This window comes from Phyllobacterium phragmitis (genome assembly GCF_002980495.1).
GTDB classification, from domain to species: domain Bacteria; phylum Pseudomonadota; class Alphaproteobacteria; order Rhizobiales; family Rhizobiaceae; genus Paramesorhizobium; species Paramesorhizobium phragmitis.
In genome coordinates, this window is the sequence record NZ_PVBR01000009.1 from 1 (window position 1) to 20158 (window position 20158).

The window sequence follows — 20158 nt, forward strand, 5'->3', positions numbered from 1 at the left end:
GCTCGATCTCAACGAAATCGTCCGCCCCGGCCATCGTCGCGCACAGCACGCAAAGCAATATCTCGGCTAAAGGATACAGCACCTTCCACGACTGGCGCGGGTCTTCAAGGGAGCCAAACTGATCGAGTAATGCTTTGCCGGACATAGGAAACCTCCACAAATCGAGGTTCCCTATGAATCATAACAATTCCGCCGCTGGAAGCGCTGTTCTTCAAGCGATTGCCCTGTGCCCGGCGTCGCCAGCGATTGACATAGCGCGCGTCACCTCGCATCATTGAAGCTTCACCAGGGGTGTCCCGACAAGGGGCTGAGATACTGTTGGGCCGCAAGGCAGCGCAGGGACCCTATGAACCTGATCCAGTTCACACTGGCGTAGGGACGGTGCGGATGCCTTCCGGTCGCGCGCGGCCAACCTATCCAAAGGTTTCCTTTCTCCTTCCCGTCAGAGCTGGGTCTCCATTGCTTGGATAGCGAGGAGCCTCGACATGACATCCACCCCCACGGTTACCACCGGGCCGCTGCCGGCTTCGGCCAAAATCCTTAAACACGGCATTCTGCACCCCGAAATTCGTGTGCCGATGCGCGAGATCACCTTGCATCCGAGCGCCGACGAACCGCCGGTCACGGTCTACGATTCCTCCGGTCCCTATACCGATTCGGCTGTGAAGATCGCCATTGAGCACGGTTTGCCACGCTTGCGCGAAAGCTGGATCGCCACGCGCGGCGACGTCGACGCCTATTCAGGACGGCATGTCAGGCCGGAGGACAACGGCTTTGTCTCGGCCGACCGGCTGACGCCGGAGTTTCCCGTCCGCCACCGTCCGCTCCGCGCGAATGATAGTAAGGCTGTGACCCAGCTCGCCTATGCGCGCGCTGGCATCGTCACGCCCGAGATGGAGTTCGTCGCCATCCGCGAAAATCTCGGCCGTCAGCAGGCCCACGCCGCACTGGAGCGTGACGGCGAGAGCTTTGGCGCTGCAATCCCCGATTTCGTCACGCCGGAGTTCGTGCGCGAGGAGGTGGCGCGCGGCCGCGCCATCATCCCCGCTAACATCAACCATCCGGAAGCCGAGCCGATGGTGATCGGCCGCAACTTTCTCGTCAAGATCAATGCCAATATCGGCAATTCCGCAGTCACCTCCTCCATGGCCGAGGAGGTCGAGAAGATGGTCTGGGCGATCCGCTGGGGCGCGGATACCGTGATGGACCTGTCGACCGGCCGCAACATCCACAATATCCGCGACTGGATCATCCGCAATTCTCCCGTGCCCATCGGCACTGTGCCGCTCTATCAGGCGCTGGAGAAGGTCGGCGGCGTGGCGGAAGACCTGACATGGGAGGTGTTTCGCGACACACTGATCGAGCAGGCCGAGCAGGGCGTCGACTATTTCACCATCCATGCGGGCGTGCGGCTGCACTACATCCCACTGACCGTCGAGCGCGTGACCGGCATCGTCTCGCGCGGCGGATCGATCATGGCGAAGTGGTGCCTGCACCACCATCGCGAAAGCTTCCTCTACGAGCACTTCGAGGAAATTTGCGACATCTGCCGCGCCTATGACGTGTCCTTCTCGCTCGGCGACGGTCTGCGCCCCGGCTCGATCGCCGACGCCAACGACGCCGCGCAGTTCGCGGAGTTGGAGACGCTTGGCGAGTTGACACAGATCGCCTGGTCAAAGGACTGCCAGGTGATGATCGAAGGCCCCGGCCATGTGCCGATGCACAAGATCAAGGAGAACATGGACAAGCAGCTCGCCGTCTGCGGCGAGGCTCCGTTCTACACGCTCGGGCCGCTGACCACCGACATCGCGCCGGGCTACGACCACATCACCAGCGGCATCGGTGCGGCGATGATCGGCTGGTTCGGCACCGCCATGCTCTGTTACGTCACGCCCAAGGAGCATCTCGGCCTGCCCGACCGCGATGATGTGAAGACCGGGGTGATTACCTACAAGATCGCGGCACACGCCGCCGATCTTGCCAAAGGTCATCCAGCAGCGAAAATCAGGGACGACGCGCTTTCCCGCGCCCGTTTCGAGTTCCGCTGGGAGGATCAGTTCAACCTCTCGCTCGATCCGGAGACGGCGCGCGCCTTCCATGACGAAACACTGCCTAAAGAGGCGCACAAGGTGGCGCATTTCTGCTCCATGTGCGGCCCGAAATTCTGCTCCATGCGCATCTCGCACGATATCCGCGCCGAGGCGCAGAAGGAGGGCATGGCTGCCATGGCGCAGAAATACCGCGAGGGCGGCGACCTCTATGTGCCAGCGGAACAGGAGGTTTGAGTGATGATGACGCCTTCCAATCTGTCCGCGCGCGTCGCCGCGATCACGACAAGGACGTCGCCTTCTGATCGAGATTCTACGAGCGCCTGGCTACAGCATCGGCCCGAAAATCGATTCCGATTTTCGGGTCGATGCTGTAGAAGGGGTGGTGTCAGGATCTGTGAGGCCGATCCTCCATCCGAGTGCATTTCTTGAAAATGCCGCCCGTTAGACGCCGCCTCGCGTGGCAAGGGCATCCAGCCGCGAACCCAGGAAGTCTTCGAGGATCTAACCCTTACGGCTGCGCAACGCCGGATTGCACTCCAACTCGCGCTGGTAGGACAGCAGGCCATTGGCATAGGGCTCCTGGCGCGCGACGCTCCAATATTTCAGCTCGTCAAGCGGGATTTGTTCGCCCGAGACCGCGCAGACGACATAGGCGCCGGGGCTGAGAACCTGAAAGTCGCCATCGAGATAGCGCAGCCGCGCCTCCTGGGAACGTGGACCTTCAAATCTGTTCATGGTTCTTCCTGTCTTACTACGTTCATTCAAAGCGCCATAAAACGGCTGAGGGGTCAAGGCCGGTCGCAGTTTATCTGCGTCCGAACAGGCGCTCGATATCGTTGAGTTTCAACTCGATATAGGTCGGACGCCCGTGATTGCACGTGCCTGAGCCCGGCGTCGCCTCCATCTGGCGCAACAGCGCGTTCATTTCTTCCGGTTTCAGGCGGCGTCCGGCGCGCACCGAGCCATGGCAGGCCATGGTCGCGGCGACATGATCGAGCATCGCCTTGAGCCCGTTGGACGTATCGTGCTCGGCAATTTCGTCGGCGAGATCGCGGATGAGTTGCTGCACATCCGTTTCCCCCAGCATGGCCGGCGTCTCGCGCACCGCGACCGCGCCCGGCCCGAAGCGCTCGACGCCGAGCCCGAAACATGCAAGCGTCTCGGCATGGCTTGCCAGCCGCTCGGCATCCTCCTCCGGCAAGTCGACGATTTCGGGGATGAGCAGCATCTGCGCGGGAAGCGGGCGTGAATGAAGCGCATTCTTCAGCGCCTCATAGACAAGCCTCTCATGCGCCGCATGCTGGTCGACGATCACCAGGCTGTCGTCGGTCTGCGCCACGATATAATTGGCATGGACCTGCGCCCGCGCCGCGCCGAGCGGCGCGGCTGTGAGCTCGGCCGCCGCATCCTCCACCGTTGCGCGTGCGTCCGCGCTGGGCATGGTCACGCCTTCGAAGGCGGCCTGCTCGTTCTCCCCGAAGCCCATATCCAGCGGACGATGCGCCGGGTGCGCCGTGGCGGGCGACCATTCGGAGCGTGGCCTTGGCGCATCGGCCCAATTGCCGGATTGATAGGCAGGAGCGCGATAAACCTGCGGGGAGGGGGCTGCCTTCGCGCCGAACCCTTCCGCACGGAACGCCTGCATCATCGCCTCCGCCCCGCTGGTCGCAGCCCGGATGCCGGATTGCGCGAGCGCTTGCCGGATCGCGCCGACGATCAACCCGCGCACCAGCCCCGGATCGCGGAAGCGCACATCCGCTTTCGCCGGATGGACATTGACATCGACCAACGCCGGATCGAGCGTCAGGAACAGCACGGCGACGGCATGGCGGTCGCGGGCGATCACATCGGCATAGGCGCCGCGGATCGCGCCCCATATCTGCTTGTCGCGCACCGGGCGACCGTTGACATAGGCGAACTGGTGCAGGCTGTTGGCGCGGTTGAACGAGGGAATGCCGGCGAACCCCGCCAGCCGCACGCCGTCGCGCTCCGCATCGATGGCAATCGCGTTTTCGGAAAATTCCTTGCCCAGCACCTGGGCGATGCGCTCCAGCATGCCGTCGCTGCCCGCACCCGTCGCGGGCATTTCCAGCGGCGAGCGGTCGCTGCCGGCGAGCGAGAAGCGGATATGCGGGAAGGCGATGGCGACCCGCTTGACGATATCGTTGACGGCCATTGCCTCGGCCCGGTCGGTCTTCATGAATTTCAGCCGCGCCGGTGTGGCGAAGAACAGATCGCGCACCTCCGCGATGGTGCCCTGGTTGAGCGCCGCCGGCCGCGGCCCCTCCAGGCGTCCGCCGGTAACAGCGATCTCGAAGCCGGATTCGGCATTGGCGATGCGCGATTTCAGCGACAGCCGCGCCACCGAGCCAATGGAGGGCAGCGCCTCGCCGCGAAAGCCGAGCGCGCGGATATCGTGCACGTCGTCGGCGAGCTTCGATGTGCAATGGCGCGCGACGGCGAGCGCCAGTTCGCCGGCGGGAATGCCCGAACCATTGTCGGTGACGCGGATCAGCGTCTTGCCGCCGCCCGCCGTCACCACCTCGATGCGCGTGGCACCGGCATCGATGGCGTTTTCGACGAGTTCCTTCACGACGCTGGCGGGCCGCTCGATGACCTCGCCCGCCGCAATCTGGTTGATGATGGTTTCGCTTAGATGCCGGATCGTCATGGAGTGCTTATAGGCGGATTCGCTATCCGATAGGAATGCCTATCAGCGCCAAGCGCCCCCGTGGTTCGAGGCTCGCTGTGCTCGCACCTCACCATGAGGGCTACTGAGGCGCTGGCCCTTCACCCTCATCCTGAGGTGCGAGCGCAGCGAGCCTCGAAGGACGAGGGTGAAGGGCTTGTTCTGACCTTACCCCCGTCCGCGGTAAGACGGCACCCCGGTCTCCGGCACCCATGCCCCTTCGGGCGGGGTACCCGTCTGCCAGAAAACATCGATGGGGATGCCGCCGCGCGGATACCAGTAGCCACCGATGCGCAGCCACAGCGGCTTGGTCGCCCCCACGATCCGCCGGGCGATCTCCAGCGTGCAATCCTCATGAAACGCGCCATGGTTGCGAAACGAAAACAGGAACAGCTTCAGCGATTTCGATTCCACCAGCCGCGCATCCGGCGCATAATCGATGACGATATGCGCGAAATCCGGCTGCCCGGTCATCGGGCAGAGCGAGGTGAACTCCGGGCAGGTGAAGCGCACGATCGCCGGCGGCCCATCGCGGCGGGTGTAGGGAACGGTTTCGAGCACCGCTTCGTCCGGCGAGGCCGCGATGCGGCTCTCCGCCCCCAGCTGGGTCAGTCCATGGACATCGGTCATGGGTTGTTCCTTTCAGCATTTTTCACACCGCAATGGCACTGAAAAGGCTGGTTGCGCAACCCCTGGGGAGGGTGAATGGTGAATAGTGAAATAGTGAATAGGAGGGAAAATTTCCCTTTGATATTCCCCATTCGGCTATTTGCACCATTCACCATTCACCATTCACCATTCACTTCGAAATCCGCGCGATCACCTTGATCTCGAAGTCGAAACCGGCAAGCCAGTTCACGCCAATCGCCGTCCAGTTCGGATAGGGCTTCTCGGTGAAAATCCGGTTCTTCACGTCCATGATGGTTGCGAACTGATTTTCGGGATCGGTATGAAACGTGGTCACGTCGACAATATCGTCAAACGTACACCCCGCCGCCTTCAACGTCGCTTCCAGATTGGCGAACGCCAGTTCGACCTGGGCTTTGAAATCAGGCTCGGGCGAGCCATCGGCGCGGCTGCCCACCTGTCCCGAAACGAACAGCAAATCATCGGAGCGGATTGCGGCGGAATAGCCATGCGCTTCGTAAAGAGCGTGGCGGTTGGCGGGGAAAACGGCATTGCGCTTGGTCATCTTCATTCCTTCGGTCGGTTCCCGAGTGTCTATGGCGCTGGCCGATCAGCCTGCGCCGCCGAAGCAACAAGCACATATACGCATTGTATGTCAATTCACATACGTGCCGTATATTGGTGTCCGGCACATCTGAAACAGCAGCATGGAAAATTCATTTGACCAGCCGCGCGCCCGCCCTCAAGGTCTGCGCCATCACTTTCAGATTCTCCGAACCGAAAGAAAACCCATGTCCCTGTCGCTCTATGATGTCACCGTGCCCGTCTTCCTGCGATCCTTCGCAAACTTAAGCGAAATCCTGGAAAAAGGCCGCGCCTTTGCGGACCAAAACGGCATGCCCCACGCCGACCTGCTCGAAGCCCGCCTCTTCCCCGACATGGCCCCGCTCACCGCCCAGATCCAGCGCGCCAGCGACACCGCCAAATTCGTCGCCGTTCGCGTCGGCCAGGTCGAGACCGTCGCGATGGAAGACGACGAGGCCAACTTCAACGACCTCCAAGCCCGCATCGCTGCAACCGTCGCCTTCCTGAAGACGGTTCCGGCCCATGCGATGGACGGGCGCGAGGAGGCCGAAGTGGAACTGAAGACCGGCCAGGGATCGAAGACCTTCACCGCAAGAGATTACGTGCTGGGCTTCGCCATCCCGAATTTCTTCTTCCACGTCACCACCGCTTATGCGCTCCTCCGCCACAAGGGCGTGCCGCTGGGGAAATTGGATTATCTCGGGCGGGGTGAGGAGCGGTCCGCGTAGCGGGCAAAAAGCCAACGATTTGGCTTTTTGAGCGACGAACGCCCGGAGCCATAGCGGAGGGCCGGGGATGGCGGGCGGCGGAGGGTGCAGGCTATCATCGCCACGCCCGCGTTCACCGCGTCTGGCCATTGAGAAAGAGCGCCCAAATCCTGGGATGGGAAGACGGGCGGTCTTGCGAACGCTCGCATGAAATTGTTTTGACTGCGGCCACAGGACCGCCCGTCCGGCGATTTCTGTCCCCGTCCGTCCCGCTTAAGTGCTCGTCCAGCACATACCGGTCGTAGTGCCGGCAGGGAAACCCAGGACGGAGCCCCCCAGGCACACCGCTACGTCAGCAGCGAGGCGGAGGCGCCGGTCCTTCCCCGCGAGACCCGCCATCGCGAGCCGCGTTCCCGCGGGAAGAACTGAGGCAAGGATAAGGGCGGAGTGAGGCTGTGGGATAAGTTTTGGGAGGGGCTGCTTCGGGGCCGACAGGAGACCGTCCCCTTGGACACGCCGAGTAATCGAAGCGGACATTCAATTGTGGCGCGCCCACAGTCGTTTCCGGCCCATTGCGGACTTTTGTACTCGGCGTAGCTAATGAGCTGCTTCGAGCCCAAACTACCGAATGCTGCGCTTCGCACGAATGTCTGCTCCCGCGTTTATTCATCGCGGCCAGGCTCATTCGGGTCGCTAGAGAACAGCGCGATTTTGTTTCCGTGCGGATCTCGAAGGTAGCTGACATAGAAGTTCGGCCCATAGGAATTCCGAAAACCAGGCTGCCCCTCGTCAGAGCCGCCTGCGGCCAGCGCGGAGGCGTGAAGGTCACGCACTTGTTTCTGCGACTGGGCCTGAAAAGCGACCATTACGCCGTTCCCAGCCGTGGCGGATTGCCCATTGAATGGCGATTTGACGTAGAAATCTGGCTGAACTGAGGACCGGCCCGGCTCTACGGGCAGGATGTAGCTCAGGTCGCCCTGGTATTCTTCGACCTCGTAGCCGAGGGACGGGAGAAAAGCCGAGTAAAAGCGTTCGGCCTGTGCGATGTCATCTGCACCAACGGTTATATAAGCAATCATAAAGTAGGGCTCCTCCGACAGATTCGGCGATGCTGATGGCATCACGGTTCGACACAACAGTAGCACAAACGGAAGCAGTCATTGGAGTAGCCGCAGCGAAAGCTCAGTTTGTCCGCAAAGCCGGCATTGGTGCAAACTGCTGCAAATGACTGCTTTCCGCCGACCTATCAAATTCACTGCGACGCAATGAATGTCAGCTTCTGGGATGCGGTCGATGATCTTTTAATGACCGCCTTGGGGGCGCAAACTTACCGTTTATAGCCCCCTCATTCCCCTCCCTCATCCCCCCATCACAAATCATCATAGCCCCACGTCCCCAAATCGAATTGCCCCGCCACAATTCCCACCTATGATGCGCGGCACATGTTCGTCTGGATATTTTAGCCGCATTTATGCGCCGCCAAGTTCCATTGGCTGCAAAATGCTTGAGGGAGCAAACCATCATGCCGCACGCCAAGCCGTCCTTTGTCTGGAGCGATCCTTTCCTCATTGAGGATCAACTGACCGAAGACGAGCGGATGATCCGTGACAGCGCGCGCGCCTTCGCGCAAAGCGAGCTCGCGCCCCGCATCGAGGAAGCCTATCTCGAGGAGAAGACCGATCCTGATCTTTTCCGCCTGATGGGCGAGGCGGGGCTGTTGGGCGTCACTTTGCCCGAGGAATACGGCACGGCGGGCGCGTCCTATGTGGCTTATGGGCTTGTCGCGCGCGAGGTCGAGCGCGTCGATTCAGGCTATCGCTCGATGATGAGCGTGCAGTCCTCGCTGGTGATGTACCCGATCCATGCCTATGGCTCCGAGGAGCAGCGCCGGAAATATCTGCCGAAGCTCGCCTCGGGCGAATGGATCGGCTGTTTCGGCCTGACCGAGCCCGACGCCGGCTCCGATCCCGGCGGCATGACGACGCGCGCCGAGAAGGTCGCGGACGGCTATCGCCTTTCCGGCTCCAAGATGTGGATTTCCAATTCGCCCATCGCCGATGTCTTCGTCGTCTGGGCGAAATCGGATGCGCATGACGGCGCGATCCGCGGCTTCGTTCTGGAAAAGGGCATGAAGGGGCTTTCCGCCCCGAAGATCGGCGGCAAGCTCTCGTTGCGCGCCTCGATCACCGGCGAAATCGTCATGGACGGCGTCATCGTGCCGGAGGAAAATCTGCTGCCCAATGTGTCCGGCCTCAAAGGCCCGTTCGGCTGCCTCAACCGCGCCCGCTACGGCATCTCCTGGGGCGCGATGGGGGCTGCGGAGGATTGCTGGCAGCGCGCCCTGGAATATGGCCTCGACCGCAAGCAGTTCGGCAAGCCGCTTGCCGCGACGCAGCTTTTCCAGAAGAAACTCGCCGACATGCAGACGGAAATCGCCCTCGGACTGCAGGCCTCGCTTCGTGTCGGGCGCCTGATGGACGAGGGCAGACAAGCGCCGGAGATGATCTCTATCGTCAAGCGCAACAATTGCGGCAAGGCGCTCGATATCGCGCGCGCCGCACGCGACATGCACGGCGGCAACGGCATCCAGATCGGCTACCACGTCATGCGCCACGCGCAGAATCTGGAGACGGTCAACACCTATGAGGGCACGCATGACGTCCATGCGCTGATCCTCGGCCGCGCGCAGACAGGTATTCAGGCGTTCTTCTAATAAGCGTGCAATATCGCGCAGTTGCGGCAAGCAAGGCCGGTGAAAACGCATAAAATTCTAAGCAAGGTGGGTAAAAGCGGGTAAGATAAAGTGATGGTATAGTGTCGGCAGCGACGCCGGCCGAACACGATCTCAACACAAAGCCACCCTAGCCACTTCAACCTAGATCAGGAAAAGGCGGAAGGTTTCCGCCCCGACCTGCTTCGGAGTGATTGTGATGGAAGCTGCCGTCAACACCGATGCCTGGCTGCCGATCGAACTGGTCCGGGTTGAACTGATCAATGTCGGCCTTGCCGCCGCGCTGTTCTTCTTTTGCCTGGGGCTTTCGTTCTGGCGGGCGCTCAACGACCATGAGCACCCGGTCTACTGGCGAACCGCCGCCGTGCTGATATGGGTCGGCGTCGTCACCATCGCCTTTGCCGGAAGCCGGCCCGACGTCTGGACGATCCTGCTCAATGCCGGCTGGTTCATGCTTTTGGCGGGCATGGCCGCGACCCTCCTGCGCGTAGGCGTCACGATCTGCCAGCATCTTTATGCCGGTGCGGCCAAGACATCAGGCACCCCTTCGGGCAGGATGCGCTCCTAGCCCTTTTTCTGCTGCTGCACGATCCCGTAGATGTTGGTCGAGCGTGCGCCCGAGCGGCAATAGGCGAGGATGGGTCCTTCCGCATTCTCGAGCGCCGCCGCCATCGCATCGACATCGTCCTGCGTCAGCATTCCCGAGACAACCGGGACATAATGGACCGGGATGCCGGCCTTTTCCGCGACATTGGCGATCTCGGCGAAATCCGGCTGGTCGGGCGCTTCGCCGTCCGGGCGGTTGCAGATCAGCGTCTGATAGCCGGAAGCCGCTATGTCGCGTATATCGTCCGGAGAAATCTGGCCGGTGACCGAAAAATTGTCGTCGATCTGGCGAATGTCCATGCGTTTCGTCCTTCAAGGCAGGAGATTTGTCCGGCGGCACAATACATCAAACGCTTGCTGGCGCCAGATCAAACCATAGCGTTTCCATTTGATATCGCCGATATGGTGATGCCGGTTTGCAGCCGCAACGAATATGCTTAACCTGGCCAGCGGGAGCAGGGCTATCGCATATCGCGTGATATGCGATAGCCCTGCTCCGGGGGAGTGACATCATGATCGACAAGCTGGAGTTTTTCATAGCGCTGGCCAAGGAGGAGCATTTCGGCCGCGCGGCGGAGGAATGCGGCGTGACGCAGCCGACGCTTTCGGCGGCGATCCGCCAGCTCGAGGATACGCTCGGCGTCATGCTGGTGCGGCGCGGCTCGCGCTACAAGGGGCTGACGCCGGAGGGCCAGCGCGTTCTGGAATGGGCAAGGCGCATCGTCGGCGACACCCGCACCATGCGCGAGGAACTCCGCGCCGCCCGCCTGGGGCTCTCGGGCCATATCACCATCGCCGCCATTCCGACCGCGCTCGCCATGGTCTCGCGGCTGACCACACCGTTTCGCGAGAAGCACCCTGACGTGACGTTCTCGATCCTGTCGCGCAACTCGCTCGAAGTGCTCTCGCTTCTGGCGAATTTCGAGATCGATGCGGGCTTCACCTATGTCGACAATGAACCGCTCGGAAAAGTCACCACCGTGCCGCTTTATTCCGAGCGCTATCATCTCATCACATCGACCGGCAATATTCTTTCCGACCGCGATTCCGTTAGCTGGGCGGAGGTCGCTGATCTGCCGCTTTGCCTGCTGACGCCCGATATGCAGAACCGCCGGATCATCAATCAGCATCTGCGCGAGGCGGGCGTGGAGGCCCAGCCGACGCTCGAATCCAATTCCATGATCTTGCTCTTCTCCCATATCCGTACCGGCAAATGGGCCAGCATCATGCCGCTCAATCTGGCGGAGACGCTTGGCTTCACGGAACCGATTCGTGCCATCCCCATTGTCGAGCCGGATGCCAGTCACCTTGTGGGGCTCGTTGCGGCCGAGCGCACGCCTTACACGCCGCTCGTTTCCGCGCTCCTGCATGAAGCCAGGACGCTGGCGGCGGGATTCAGAGCATGAAGAATAGCCCTATCCTGTCGTCATTCTCGGGCTTGTCCCGAGAATCTACCGAGGTCTGATCGGTCAGAACGGTATTCACTTACGTCCTTCTTATGGCAGATTCTCGGGACAAGCCCGAGAATGACGGCCCCGGGGAACTCTAATTCAAGAAGCCAAACCTTGATAGGTTTTTTCTATCAAGCAACGATATTGCGCTATTGATTATATCCAGACTTTTTGGTCTCATTCTAAAGTGAGGGGAAACAAGGGAGGGCGCTGCGTGGAAATGCAGACTGCTGGTACCAACAAAAGGGCCGATATCGCCGCAAGAGCGATAGAGATTATCGATCAAAACAAAAGCGCCGAAGGGCCGCTGCTGCCGATCCTCCATGGTCTGCAGGAGGAATTCGGCTATGTCCCGCCAGAAACGCTTCCCCTGGTTGCCAATGCGCTCAACCTGTCGCGCGCCGAAGTGCATGGCGTCTTCACCTTCTATCATGATTACCGCAGCCATCCGGCGGGCCGCCATGTGCTCAGGATCTGCCGGGCCGAGGCCTGCCAGTCGATGGGCGGCGATGCGTTGGCCGAACGCGCGGTCGAGCTTCTCGGCATCGACTGGAGTGAGACCAGCGCCGATGGCGCGGTGACGCTGGAGCCGGTCTATTGCCTCGGCCTTTGCGCCTGCGCGCCCGCCGCCATGCTCGATGGTGAGATGATCGGCAGGCTCGATGACGAACAGCTGCAAGAGATCGCGACGGAGGTCCGGCTATGACGACGACGGTCTATATCCCCCGCGATTCCGGCGCGCTGGCGCTCGGCGCCGACAGGATAGCGAAGGCGATCGAGAAGGAGATCGCAGCCCGCGGGCTCGACGCCAGGATCGTGCGCAATGGTTCGCGCGGTCTTTATTGGCTGGAGCCGATGGTCGAGGTCGAAACGCTCAACGGGCGCATGGCCTACGGCCCGGTGAAACCCGCCGATGTCGCTTCGCTCCTCGATGCCGGATTGCTTGAAGGCGGTACGCACCGTCTCTCCCTCGGCCCCACCGAAGAAATTCCGTTCTTCGCCCGTCAAACGCGACTCACCTTCGCCCGCTGCGGCATCATCGATCCCGTCTCGCTCGACGATTACCGCGCCCATGGCGGACTGAAGGGCCTGGAAAACGCCCTGAAACTGCAGCCCGCCCAGATCGTGGCGCAGGTCACCGAATCCGGCCTGCGCGGCCGTGGCGGTGCGGGCTTTCCCACGGGCATCAAGTGGAAAACCGTGCTCGATACGGACAATCCGCGCAAATATATCGTCTGCAATGCCGACGAAGGCGACAGCGGCACGTTCGCCGATCGCATGATCATGGAGGGCGATCCCTTCGTGCTGATCGAGGGCATGATCATCGCCGGCATCGCCACGGGCGCCACCAAGGGCTACATCTATCTCCGCTCGGAATATCCCCACGCCATCGCCACCATGAACGAGGCGATTGCCGTGGCCAGAAAAGCCGGCGTGATCGGCGAAAGCGTTCTGGACTCCGCATATGCCTTCGATCTGGAGGTGCGTGTCGGTGCGGGCGCCTATGTCTGCGGCGAGGAGACGGCGCTTCTGGAAAGCCTCGAAGGCAGGCGCGGCATCGTGCGCGCCAAGCCGCCGCTTCCCGCCCATAAGGGACTTTTCGGCAAGCCGACCGTCATCAACAATGTCATCTCGCTCGCCTCCGTGCCGATCATCATGGACCAGGGCGCCGCCTTCTACCGCGATTTCGGCATGGGCCGTTCGCGCGGCACCATCCCCATCCAGATCGCCGGCAATGTCCGGCATGGCGGCCTGTTCGAAACCGCCTTCGGCCTCACGCTGGGCGAACTGGTCGACGAGATCGGCGGCGGTACGGCGACCGGTCGCCCGGTCAAGGCGGTGCAGGTCGGCGGGCCGCTCGGCGCTTATTTCCCGCGCGAACTTTTCGATACGCCGTTCGACTATGAGGCTTTCGCCGCAAAGGACGGGCTGATCGGCCATGCCGGCATCGTGGTTTTCGACGATAGTGTCGATATGCTGAAGCAGGCGCGCTTTGCGATGGAATTCTGCGCCGTCGAGAGCTGCGGCAAGTGCACGCCGTGCCGCATCGGCTCGACGCGCGGCGTCGAACTGGCGGACCGCATTGCCGCCAATATCGAGCCGGAAAAGCAGATCGCGGTCCTGACCGACCTCTGCAACACCATGAAATTCGGGTCGCTCTGCGCGCTTGGCGGCTTCACGCCCTATCCGGTGATGAGCGCGCTGACGCATTTCCCCGAGGATTTCCGGCCGGTGCCGGTGAGGGAGGCGGCGGAATGATGGATAGCGCCAGACGATCCACCCCCCTCTGCCCTCCTGAGCGTTTGTCGAAGGGCGGGCATCTCCCCCACAAGGGGGGAGATTACACCTTCATGGGCGTTCGGCACCAATCGCAATTGTTGCAGAATAGGCGCCAAGAGTGGCGTCAGCCAATCTCCCTCCTTGTGGGGGAGATGTCCGCCCTTCGACAAACGCTCAGGAGGACAGAGGGGGGTGTTGCTACACGCCGCCCTTCCGACACCTCTTGCACCCACCAAACCCATCAGGAGGCTCCCCATGTCTCTCGTGCATGAAATCGACTACGGCACACCCGCCTCCCACTCGCAGAAGACGGTGACGCTCACCGTGGATGGGGCGGAGGTCACGGTTCCCGAAGGCACCTCCGTCATGCGGGCGGCGATGGAGGCGGGTATCCAGATCCCCAAGCTCTGCGCCACCGATATGGTCGACGCGTTCGGCTCCTGCCGGCTCTGCCTCGTGGAAATCGAAGGCCGCAACGGTACGCCGTCCTCCTGCACCACGCCGGCCATGGACGGGCTGGTCGTGCGCACCCAGACGGGCCGGCTCAAGGATATCCGCCGCGGCGTGATGGAGCTTTATATCTCCGATCATCCGCTCGACTGCTTGACCTGCGCCGCCAATGGCGATTGCGAATTGCAGGATATGGCGGGCGCGGTCGGCCTGCGTGACGTGCGCTATGGCTATGAGGGCGAAAATCACGTCTTCCCGGCGGCCAAAACGAATGGCGCGTCGAATGCGCGTTTCCTGCCCAAGGACGAGTCCAATCCCTATTTCACCTATGATCCCTCGAAATGCATCGTCTGCTCGCGCTGCGTGCGCGCCTGCGAGGAAGTGCAGGGCACGTTCGCGCTGACCATCGAGGGCCGGGGCTTCAATTCCCGCGTTTCGCCGGGAATGCATGAATCCTTCCTCGGCTCGGAATGCGTTTCCTGCGGCGCCTGCGTGCAGGCCTGTCCGACGGCGACGCTGACCGAGAAATCGGTGATCGAGATCGGCCAGCCCGAACATTCCAAGGTGACGACCTGCGCCTATTGCGGCGTCGGCTGCTCGTTCAAGGCGGAAATGCGCGGCGAGGAACTGGTCCGCATGGTTCCTTTCAAGGACGGCAAGGCCAATCGCGGCCATTCCTGCGTCAAGGGCCGTTTCGCCTATGGCTATGCCAGCCACCAGGACCGCATCCTCAACCCGATGATCCGCGAGAAGATCACCGATCCATGGCGCGAGGTAACGTGGGAGGAGGCTTATAGCCATGTAGCCAGCGAGTTCCGCCGCCTGCAATATCAATATGGTCGCAATTCCATCGGCGGCATCACCTCATCGCGCTGCACCAATGAAGAAACCTTCCTGGTACAGAAGCTGATCCGCGCCGGCTTCGGCAATAACAATGTCGATACCTGCGCCCGCGTCTGCCATTCGCCGACCGGCTACGGTCTCAAGTCGACCTTCGGCACCTCCGCCGGTACGCAGGATTTCGATAGCGTCGAGCAGACCGACGTCGTCATCGTCATCGGCGCCAACCCGACCGATGGCCACCCGGTGTTCGGCTCGCGGCTCAAGAAGCGGCTGCGCCAGGGCGCCAAGCTGATCGTCATCGATCCGCGCCGCATCGATCTGGTGCGCACGCCGCATGTCGAGGCGGCCTATCACCTGCCGCTCAGGCCCGGCACCAATGTCGCCGTCGTCACCTCGCTCTCCCACGTCATCGTCACCGAGGGCTTGTTCGACGAGGCCTTCATCCGCGAACGCTGCGATTGGGACGAGTTCCAGGATTGGGCGTCGTTCGTCTCACTTCCCGAGCACAGCCCGGAGGCGGTCGAGAAGCTCTCCGGCGTGCCCGCCGAGGCGATCCGCGGCGCAGCGCGGCTGTTCGCCACCGGCGGCAATGGCGCGATCTATTATGGCCTCGGCGTCACCGAGCACAGCCAGGGATCGACCACCGTCATGGCGATCGCCAACCTCGCCATGGCCACCGGCAATATCGGCCGTGAGGGCGTCGGCGTGAACCCGCTGCGCGGCCAGAACAATGTCCAGGGCGCTTGCGACATGGGCTCCTTCCCGCACGAACTGCCGGGCTATCGCCATATCTCGGATGATGCGACGCGCGACATCTTCGAAAAGCTCTGGGGCGTCCAGCTTCAGGACGAACCGGGCCTGCGCATCCCCAACATGCTCGATGCCGCCGTCGACGGCACGTTTAGGGGCATCTACATCCAGGGCGAGGATATCCTGCAGTCCGACCCTGACACAAAGCATGTGGCGGCGGGGTTGGCTGCGATGGAATGCGTCGTCGTCCACGACCTCTTCCTCAACGAGACCGCCAATTACGCCCATGTCTTCCTGCCCGGCTCCACCTTCCTGGAAAAGGACGGCACCTTCACCAATGCCGAGCGCCGCATCAACCGCGTGCGCAAGGTCATGTCGCCGAGGAACGGTTATGCCGATTGGGAAGTGACGCAGAATCTGGCGCAGGCCATGGGCCTCGGCTGGAACTATACGCATCCTTCACAGATCATGGACGAGATCGCCCAGACGACGCCGAGCTTCGCCGGCGTTTCCTACGACCTTCTCGAGCGCGAAGGTTCGGTGCAATGGCCGTGCAACGAAAAGGCCCCGCTCGGCACGCCGGTCATGCATATCGACGGCTTCGTGCGCGGCAAGGGCAAGTTTATCCGCACCGAATATGTGGCGACGGACGAGCGCACCGGACCGCGCTTCCCGCTTCTGCTGACCACCGGCCGTATCCTCTCGCAATATAATGTCGGCGCGCAGACGCGGCGCACCGAGAATGTCGTCTGGCACGAGGAGGACCGGCTGGAAATCCACCCCCACGATGCCGAGCAGCGCGGTGTGTGCGATGGCGATTGGGTGAAGATCGCAAGCCGCGCCGGCGAGACGACGCTGCGCGCCAAGGTTACAGATCGGGTTTCGCCCGGCGTGGTCTACACCACCTTCCACCATCCGACGACGCAGGCCAATGTCGTCACCACCGACTTCTCGGACTGGGCGACCAACTGCCCGGAATATAAGGTCACGGCGGTGCAGATCGCCCCCTCTAACGGCCCGTCCGAATGGCAGGTCGAATATGAGAGCCAAGCCAAGCAAAGCCGCCGCATCGCGGCCAAGTTGGAAGCGGCGGAGTAACGGCTGTGGCGATATTTGGTAGCGCCCGCCCGTACCCTCGTCCTTCGAGGCTCGCTGCGCTTGCACCTCAGGATGAGGGTACGGGGAGTCCCGTCAGCGTGATTTCGCTCCGCTCTGAGGTGCTCGGCGTTCAGATGACCCTCATCCTGAGGTGCGGAGCGAAGCGGAGCCTCGAAGGACGAGGGTCATCGCATCCATATGCCTTTGCCCCCTTTGTGGGCGAAATGGCCGGCAAGCGAGGGGGTGCTTCGTGACCGAGCGCCCCACCCGCCCCCTGCCCCACGTCGCCCACCGCAAGGGCGGCACGGCATCCGCAGTGCGCATCGTGCCGGAGGAAATTCCGGTGGCTTTCAGCTATGGCGGCACGACGCACGCGGTGATGATGGCGACACCCGCCGACATGGAGGATTTCGCGGTCGGCTTCAGCCTTTCCGAAGGCATCATCGAAAAGGCCTCGGACATAAAGGAGATAGCGGTCGAGGACCATGATCAGGGCATCGATATCCAGATCACGCTCGCCGGGAACAAGCGCGATGCGCTGACCGCGCGCCGCCGCCATATGGCAGGTCCCGTCGGCTGCGGCCTGTGCGGCATCGAATCGATCGAGCAGGCGTTGAAGCCGGTCGCTTCGGTCGAACCCGAGGGCATGCGCCTGACGGCGGGCGATATCGTGCAGTCCGTCAAGCTTCTCTCCAGCATGCAGCCGCTCCACACTGAGACCGGCGCGGTCCATGCGGCGGGTTTCTATATCGCAGGCAAGGGCATCGTCGCGGCGCGCGAGGATGTCGGACGTCACAATGCGCTCGACAAGCTGGCCGGCGCCCTGGCCCGGCAGGAAATCGAGGTGCCAAGCGGCGCGGTGGTCGTGACCAGCCGCGTTTCGATCGAGATGGTGCAGAAGACGGCAATCATCGGTGCGCCCGTGCTCATCGCCGTCTCGGCGCCGACGGCGCTTGCCATCCGCACGGCTGAGGCTGCGGGCATCACGCTTGTCGCACTGGTGCGCGGCGATGAGTTCGACATCTACACCCACACCGACCGCATAGAGATCGGGAGAACCGCACATGTCGCATAACGGCACCCATGACAAGCTGATCTATATGGCCAACCAGATCGCCACCTTCTTCACCTCGCAGCCGCGAGACGGTCAGGTGGCCGGCATCGCCGATCATATCAACCATTTCTGGGAGCCGCGCATGCGCAACCAGCTCTTTACCATTCTTGAGGAGGAAGGCGGCAAGGGGCTGAATGAGTTGGTGATCGAGGCGGCAAAGCAGATCCGGCGGCCAGCGGTAGCCTGAATTTGTAATCGTTGAACGCGACAGGGAGGAGCGATTGATCGGAAACTTGAAAAGAAATTTTAGAGCGTTTCACTTAGATGGAAACCGTTATGCGCCCTTCACCCTCGTGGTTCGAGGCTCGCTTCGCTCACACCTCACCATGAGGGTGAAGGGTCGGCGACGCTGCAGTAGCCCTCATCCTGAGGTGCGAGCGGAGCGAGCCTCGAAGGACGGGGGCGCTTGATGATTCCAAAACAAGAACCGCTTAGCAGCTAACCCTTCGGGGGCAGCATTTCAGGAAAATTTGACAATTTTAGAAGCCACCTTGGAGAAACCAAGGCGGGGGGAGGAAAAATTTATGTCTTCAGACACCACAGCTGGCACCCTTGCGGGCGCCGGAATTCTCGATCGTGAGCGCATCATCGCCAAAGCCGGCTTCAATCGCTGGCTGGTTCCGCCCGCGGCACTCGCCATTCATCTTTGCATCGGCATGGCCTACGGGTTCAGCGTGTTCTGGCTGCCGCTGACGCGCTCTCTCGGCGTCACGCAACCCGTCGCCTGCGCCGATCTCAATCTTCTGACTGCCCTGTTCACGACGACCTGTGACTGGCGTGTCGCGGATCTGGGCTGGATCTACACGCTCTTCTTCGTGCTGCTCGGCTGCTCGGCGGCACTTTGGGGCGGCTGGCTCGAACGGGTGGGGCCGCGCAAGGCCGGCTTCGTCGCCGCCCTTTGCTGGTGCGGCGGCATTCTCGTCGCGGCCGTCGGCGTTATGGTGCACCAGCTCTGGCTGATGTGGCTTGGCGCCGGCGTCATCGGCGGGATCGGTCTCGGCCTCGGCTATATCTCGCCGGTCTCGACCCTGATCAAATGGTTCCCCGATCGCCGCGGCATGGCCACCGGCATGGCCATCATGGGCTTCGGCGGCGGCGCGATGATCGGCGCTCCGCTCGCCGATATGCTGATGAACCATTTCAAGTCGCCGATATCGGTCGGTGTATGGGAGACGTTCATCGTCCTCGCGGCGATCTATTTCGTCTTCATGATGTGCGGCGCGTTCGGCTACCGCATTCCGCCCGCGGGATGGCGGCCCGATGGCTGGACGCCGCCGGACGGCAAGAAGGCGATGATCACCACGCGCCACGTCCATCTGCGCGACGCCCATAAGACATCGCAGTTCTGGCTGATATGGGCGGCGCTCTGCCTCAATGTCTCGGCCGGCATCGGCGTGATCGGCATGGCATCGCCGATGCTGCAGGAAATCTTCGGCGGCAAGCTCATCGGCCTGCCGGAATTGAGCTTCACCCAGCTCGACGCCTCGCAGAAAACGGCCATCGCGGCCATTGCGGCAGGCTTCACCGGGTTGTTGTCGCTCTTCAATATCGGCGGGCGCTTCTTCTGGGCGTCGCTCTCCGACAAGATCGGCCGCAAGAACACCTATTACACGTTCTTCCTGCTCGGCATCGTGCTCTATGCGCTGGCCCCGACCCTTGCCGGCATGGGCAACAAGGCGCTGTTCGTGCTGGCCTTCGGCATCATCCTGTCGATGTATGGCGGCGGCTTCTCCACCGTTCCGGCCTATCTCGCCGACATCTTCGGCACGCAGTTCGTCGGCGCGATCCATGGCCGGCTGCTGACGGCCTGGGCGACGGCGGGCATCGTCGGCCCTGTTGTGGTCAACTACATCCGTCAATTCCAGATCGATGCCGGCGTGCCGCGCGAACTGGTCTATAATTTCACCATGTACATTCTTGCCGGAATGCTGGCGCTGGGTTTCCTCGCCAATCTGTTCATCAGGCCGCTTGCCGAAAAATGGTTCATGTCCGATGCCGAGGTCGCGGCTCTTCAGGCGAAGACCACGGCAGTCTCTGGCGGACCGACGGGATCCTTCGGCATTGGCACGGGCGGGCTTGACGGCAAGGCAGCGCTCGCCTGGGCCGCGGTCGGTATCCCCATTCTCTGGGGCGTCTGGATCACCTTCCAGAAAACGATCGTCCTCTTCCAGTAAAA

General features: G+C 62.1%; 18 protein-coding genes and 1 riboswitch. Of the genes, 11 read left to right on the plus strand and 7 right to left on the minus strand.

The genetic code is table 11. The annotated features are described in order from the left end of the window. Window positions 1–145, minus strand: a 145-nt coding sequence (locus C5748_RS13525) for a transposase family protein (protein ID WP_146119520.1), incomplete at its 3' end; no start/stop codon positions are given. A gap of 132 nt (window positions 146–277) precedes the next feature. Continuing rightward, window positions 278–397: riboswitch (TPP riboswitch) on the plus strand. 88 nt (window positions 398–485) lie between these two features. Here C5748_RS13525 and thiC point away from each other — a divergent pair. Continuing rightward, entirely contained in the window at window positions 486–2285 is a 1800-nt protein-coding gene (gene thiC, locus C5748_RS13530; protein ID WP_105742470.1) for a phosphomethylpyrimidine synthase ThiC, read from the plus strand. A gap of 267 nt (window positions 2286–2552) precedes the next feature. Here thiC and C5748_RS13535 read toward each other — a convergent pair whose 3' ends face one another. The 4 genes from C5748_RS13535 to C5748_RS13550 all read right to left on the minus strand — a co-directional run bounded on the left by C5748_RS13535 (window position 2553) and on the right by C5748_RS13550 (window position 5932). Further along, window positions 2553–2786, minus strand: coding sequence for a DUF2093 domain-containing protein (locus C5748_RS13535; protein WP_105742471.1), 234 nt, complete (start codon window positions 2784–2786; stop codon window positions 2553–2555). Window positions 2787–2856: 70 nt separating this feature from the next. Continuing rightward, window positions 2857–4722: a DNA mismatch repair endonuclease MutL gene (gene mutL / locus C5748_RS13540; RefSeq protein ID WP_105742472.1), complete on the minus strand. Its 1866-nt coding sequence runs from the start codon at window positions 4720–4722 to the stop codon at window positions 2857–2859. A 186-nt stretch (window positions 4723–4908) separates the two neighbouring features. After that, complete coding sequence (gene queF, locus C5748_RS13545) at window positions 4909–5370, minus strand: preQ(1) synthase (protein WP_105742473.1); 462 nt, start codon at window positions 5368–5370, stop codon at window positions 4909–4911. Between the two features lie 169 nt (window positions 5371–5539). After that, complete coding sequence (locus C5748_RS13550) at window positions 5540–5932, minus strand: RidA family protein (protein ID WP_105742629.1); 393 nt, start codon at window positions 5930–5932, stop codon at window positions 5540–5542. A 226-nt stretch (window positions 5933–6158) separates the two neighbouring features. On the opposite strand from C5748_RS13550, the gene C5748_RS13555 reads away from it, so the two are divergent. After that, the gene (locus tag C5748_RS13555; protein ID WP_105742630.1) at window positions 6159–6680 is read left to right on the plus strand and encodes a DUF1993 domain-containing protein; all 522 of its coding nucleotides are present in this window, start codon (window positions 6159–6161) and stop codon (window positions 6678–6680) included. A gap of 641 nt (window positions 6681–7321) precedes the next feature. On the opposite strand, the gene C5748_RS13570 is transcribed toward C5748_RS13555, so the two are convergent. Continuing rightward, window positions 7322–7738 carry a VOC family protein gene (locus C5748_RS13570; protein ID WP_105742476.1) on the minus strand — a complete coding sequence of 139 codons (417 nt, stop codon included), beginning with the start codon at window positions 7736–7738 and terminating at the stop codon, window positions 7322–7324. A 443-nt stretch (window positions 7739–8181) separates the two neighbouring features. Between C5748_RS13570 and C5748_RS13575 the strand changes: the two genes are divergently transcribed. Continuing rightward, window positions 8182–9372, plus strand: a complete 1191-nt coding sequence (locus tag C5748_RS13575) for an acyl-CoA dehydrogenase (protein WP_105742477.1) — start codon at window positions 8182–8184, stop codon at window positions 9370–9372. 217 nt (window positions 9373–9589) lie between these two features. Then, window positions 9590–9958, plus strand: coding sequence for a hypothetical protein (locus tag C5748_RS13580; protein ID WP_146119521.1), 369 nt, complete (start codon window positions 9590–9592; stop codon window positions 9956–9958). Here the strand turns inward: C5748_RS13580 and C5748_RS13585 are convergent. After that, a complete protein-coding gene (locus C5748_RS13585) occupies window positions 9955–10296 on the minus strand; it encodes a protein tyrosine phosphatase family protein (protein ID WP_105742479.1) in 342 nt (113 codons plus the stop codon). The two genes, C5748_RS13580 and C5748_RS13585, sit on opposite strands and share 4 nt — an antisense overlap. 212 nt (window positions 10297–10508) lie before the next feature. Between C5748_RS13585 and C5748_RS13590 the strand changes: the two genes are divergently transcribed. The 7 genes from C5748_RS13590 to C5748_RS13625 all read left to right on the plus strand — a co-directional run bounded on the left by C5748_RS13590 (window position 10509) and on the right by C5748_RS13625 (window position 20156). Then, on the plus strand, window positions 10509–11402 hold the full coding sequence (locus C5748_RS13590; RefSeq protein WP_105742480.1) for a LysR family transcriptional regulator: 894 nt from the start codon (window positions 10509–10511) through the stop codon (window positions 11400–11402). Between the two features lie 265 nt (window positions 11403–11667). Then, window positions 11668–12153, plus strand: a complete 486-nt coding sequence (locus C5748_RS13595) for a formate dehydrogenase subunit gamma (RefSeq protein WP_105742481.1) — start codon at window positions 11668–11670, stop codon at window positions 12151–12153. Then, window positions 12150–13706 carry a formate dehydrogenase beta subunit gene (locus C5748_RS13600; protein ID WP_105742482.1) on the plus strand — a complete coding sequence of 519 codons (1557 nt, stop codon included), beginning with the start codon at window positions 12150–12152 and terminating at the stop codon, window positions 13704–13706. The genes C5748_RS13595 and C5748_RS13600 overlap by 4 nt, the downstream gene beginning before the upstream one ends. A gap of 276 nt (window positions 13707–13982) precedes the next feature. Then, on the plus strand, window positions 13983–16868 hold the full coding sequence (fdhF, locus tag C5748_RS13610; RefSeq protein WP_105742484.1) for a formate dehydrogenase subunit alpha: 2886 nt from the start codon (window positions 13983–13985) through the stop codon (window positions 16866–16868). Window positions 16869–17118: 250 nt separating this feature from the next. Beyond that, window positions 17119–17943 (plus strand): formate dehydrogenase accessory sulfurtransferase FdhD, encoded by an 825-nt coding sequence (gene fdhD / locus C5748_RS13615; RefSeq protein WP_105742485.1) that lies wholly within the window; start codon window positions 17119–17121, stop codon window positions 17941–17943. Next, window positions 17933–18169, plus strand: coding sequence for a formate dehydrogenase subunit delta (locus C5748_RS13620; protein WP_105742486.1), 237 nt, complete (start codon window positions 17933–17935; stop codon window positions 18167–18169). The genes fdhD and C5748_RS13620 overlap by 11 nt, the downstream gene beginning before the upstream one ends. Window positions 18170–18506: 337 nt before the next feature. Next, on the plus strand, window positions 18507–20156 hold the full coding sequence (locus C5748_RS13625; RefSeq protein ID WP_105742487.1) for an OFA family MFS transporter: 1650 nt from the start codon (window positions 18507–18509) through the stop codon (window positions 20154–20156). The last annotated feature ends 2 nt before the right edge of the window (window positions 20157–20158 follow it).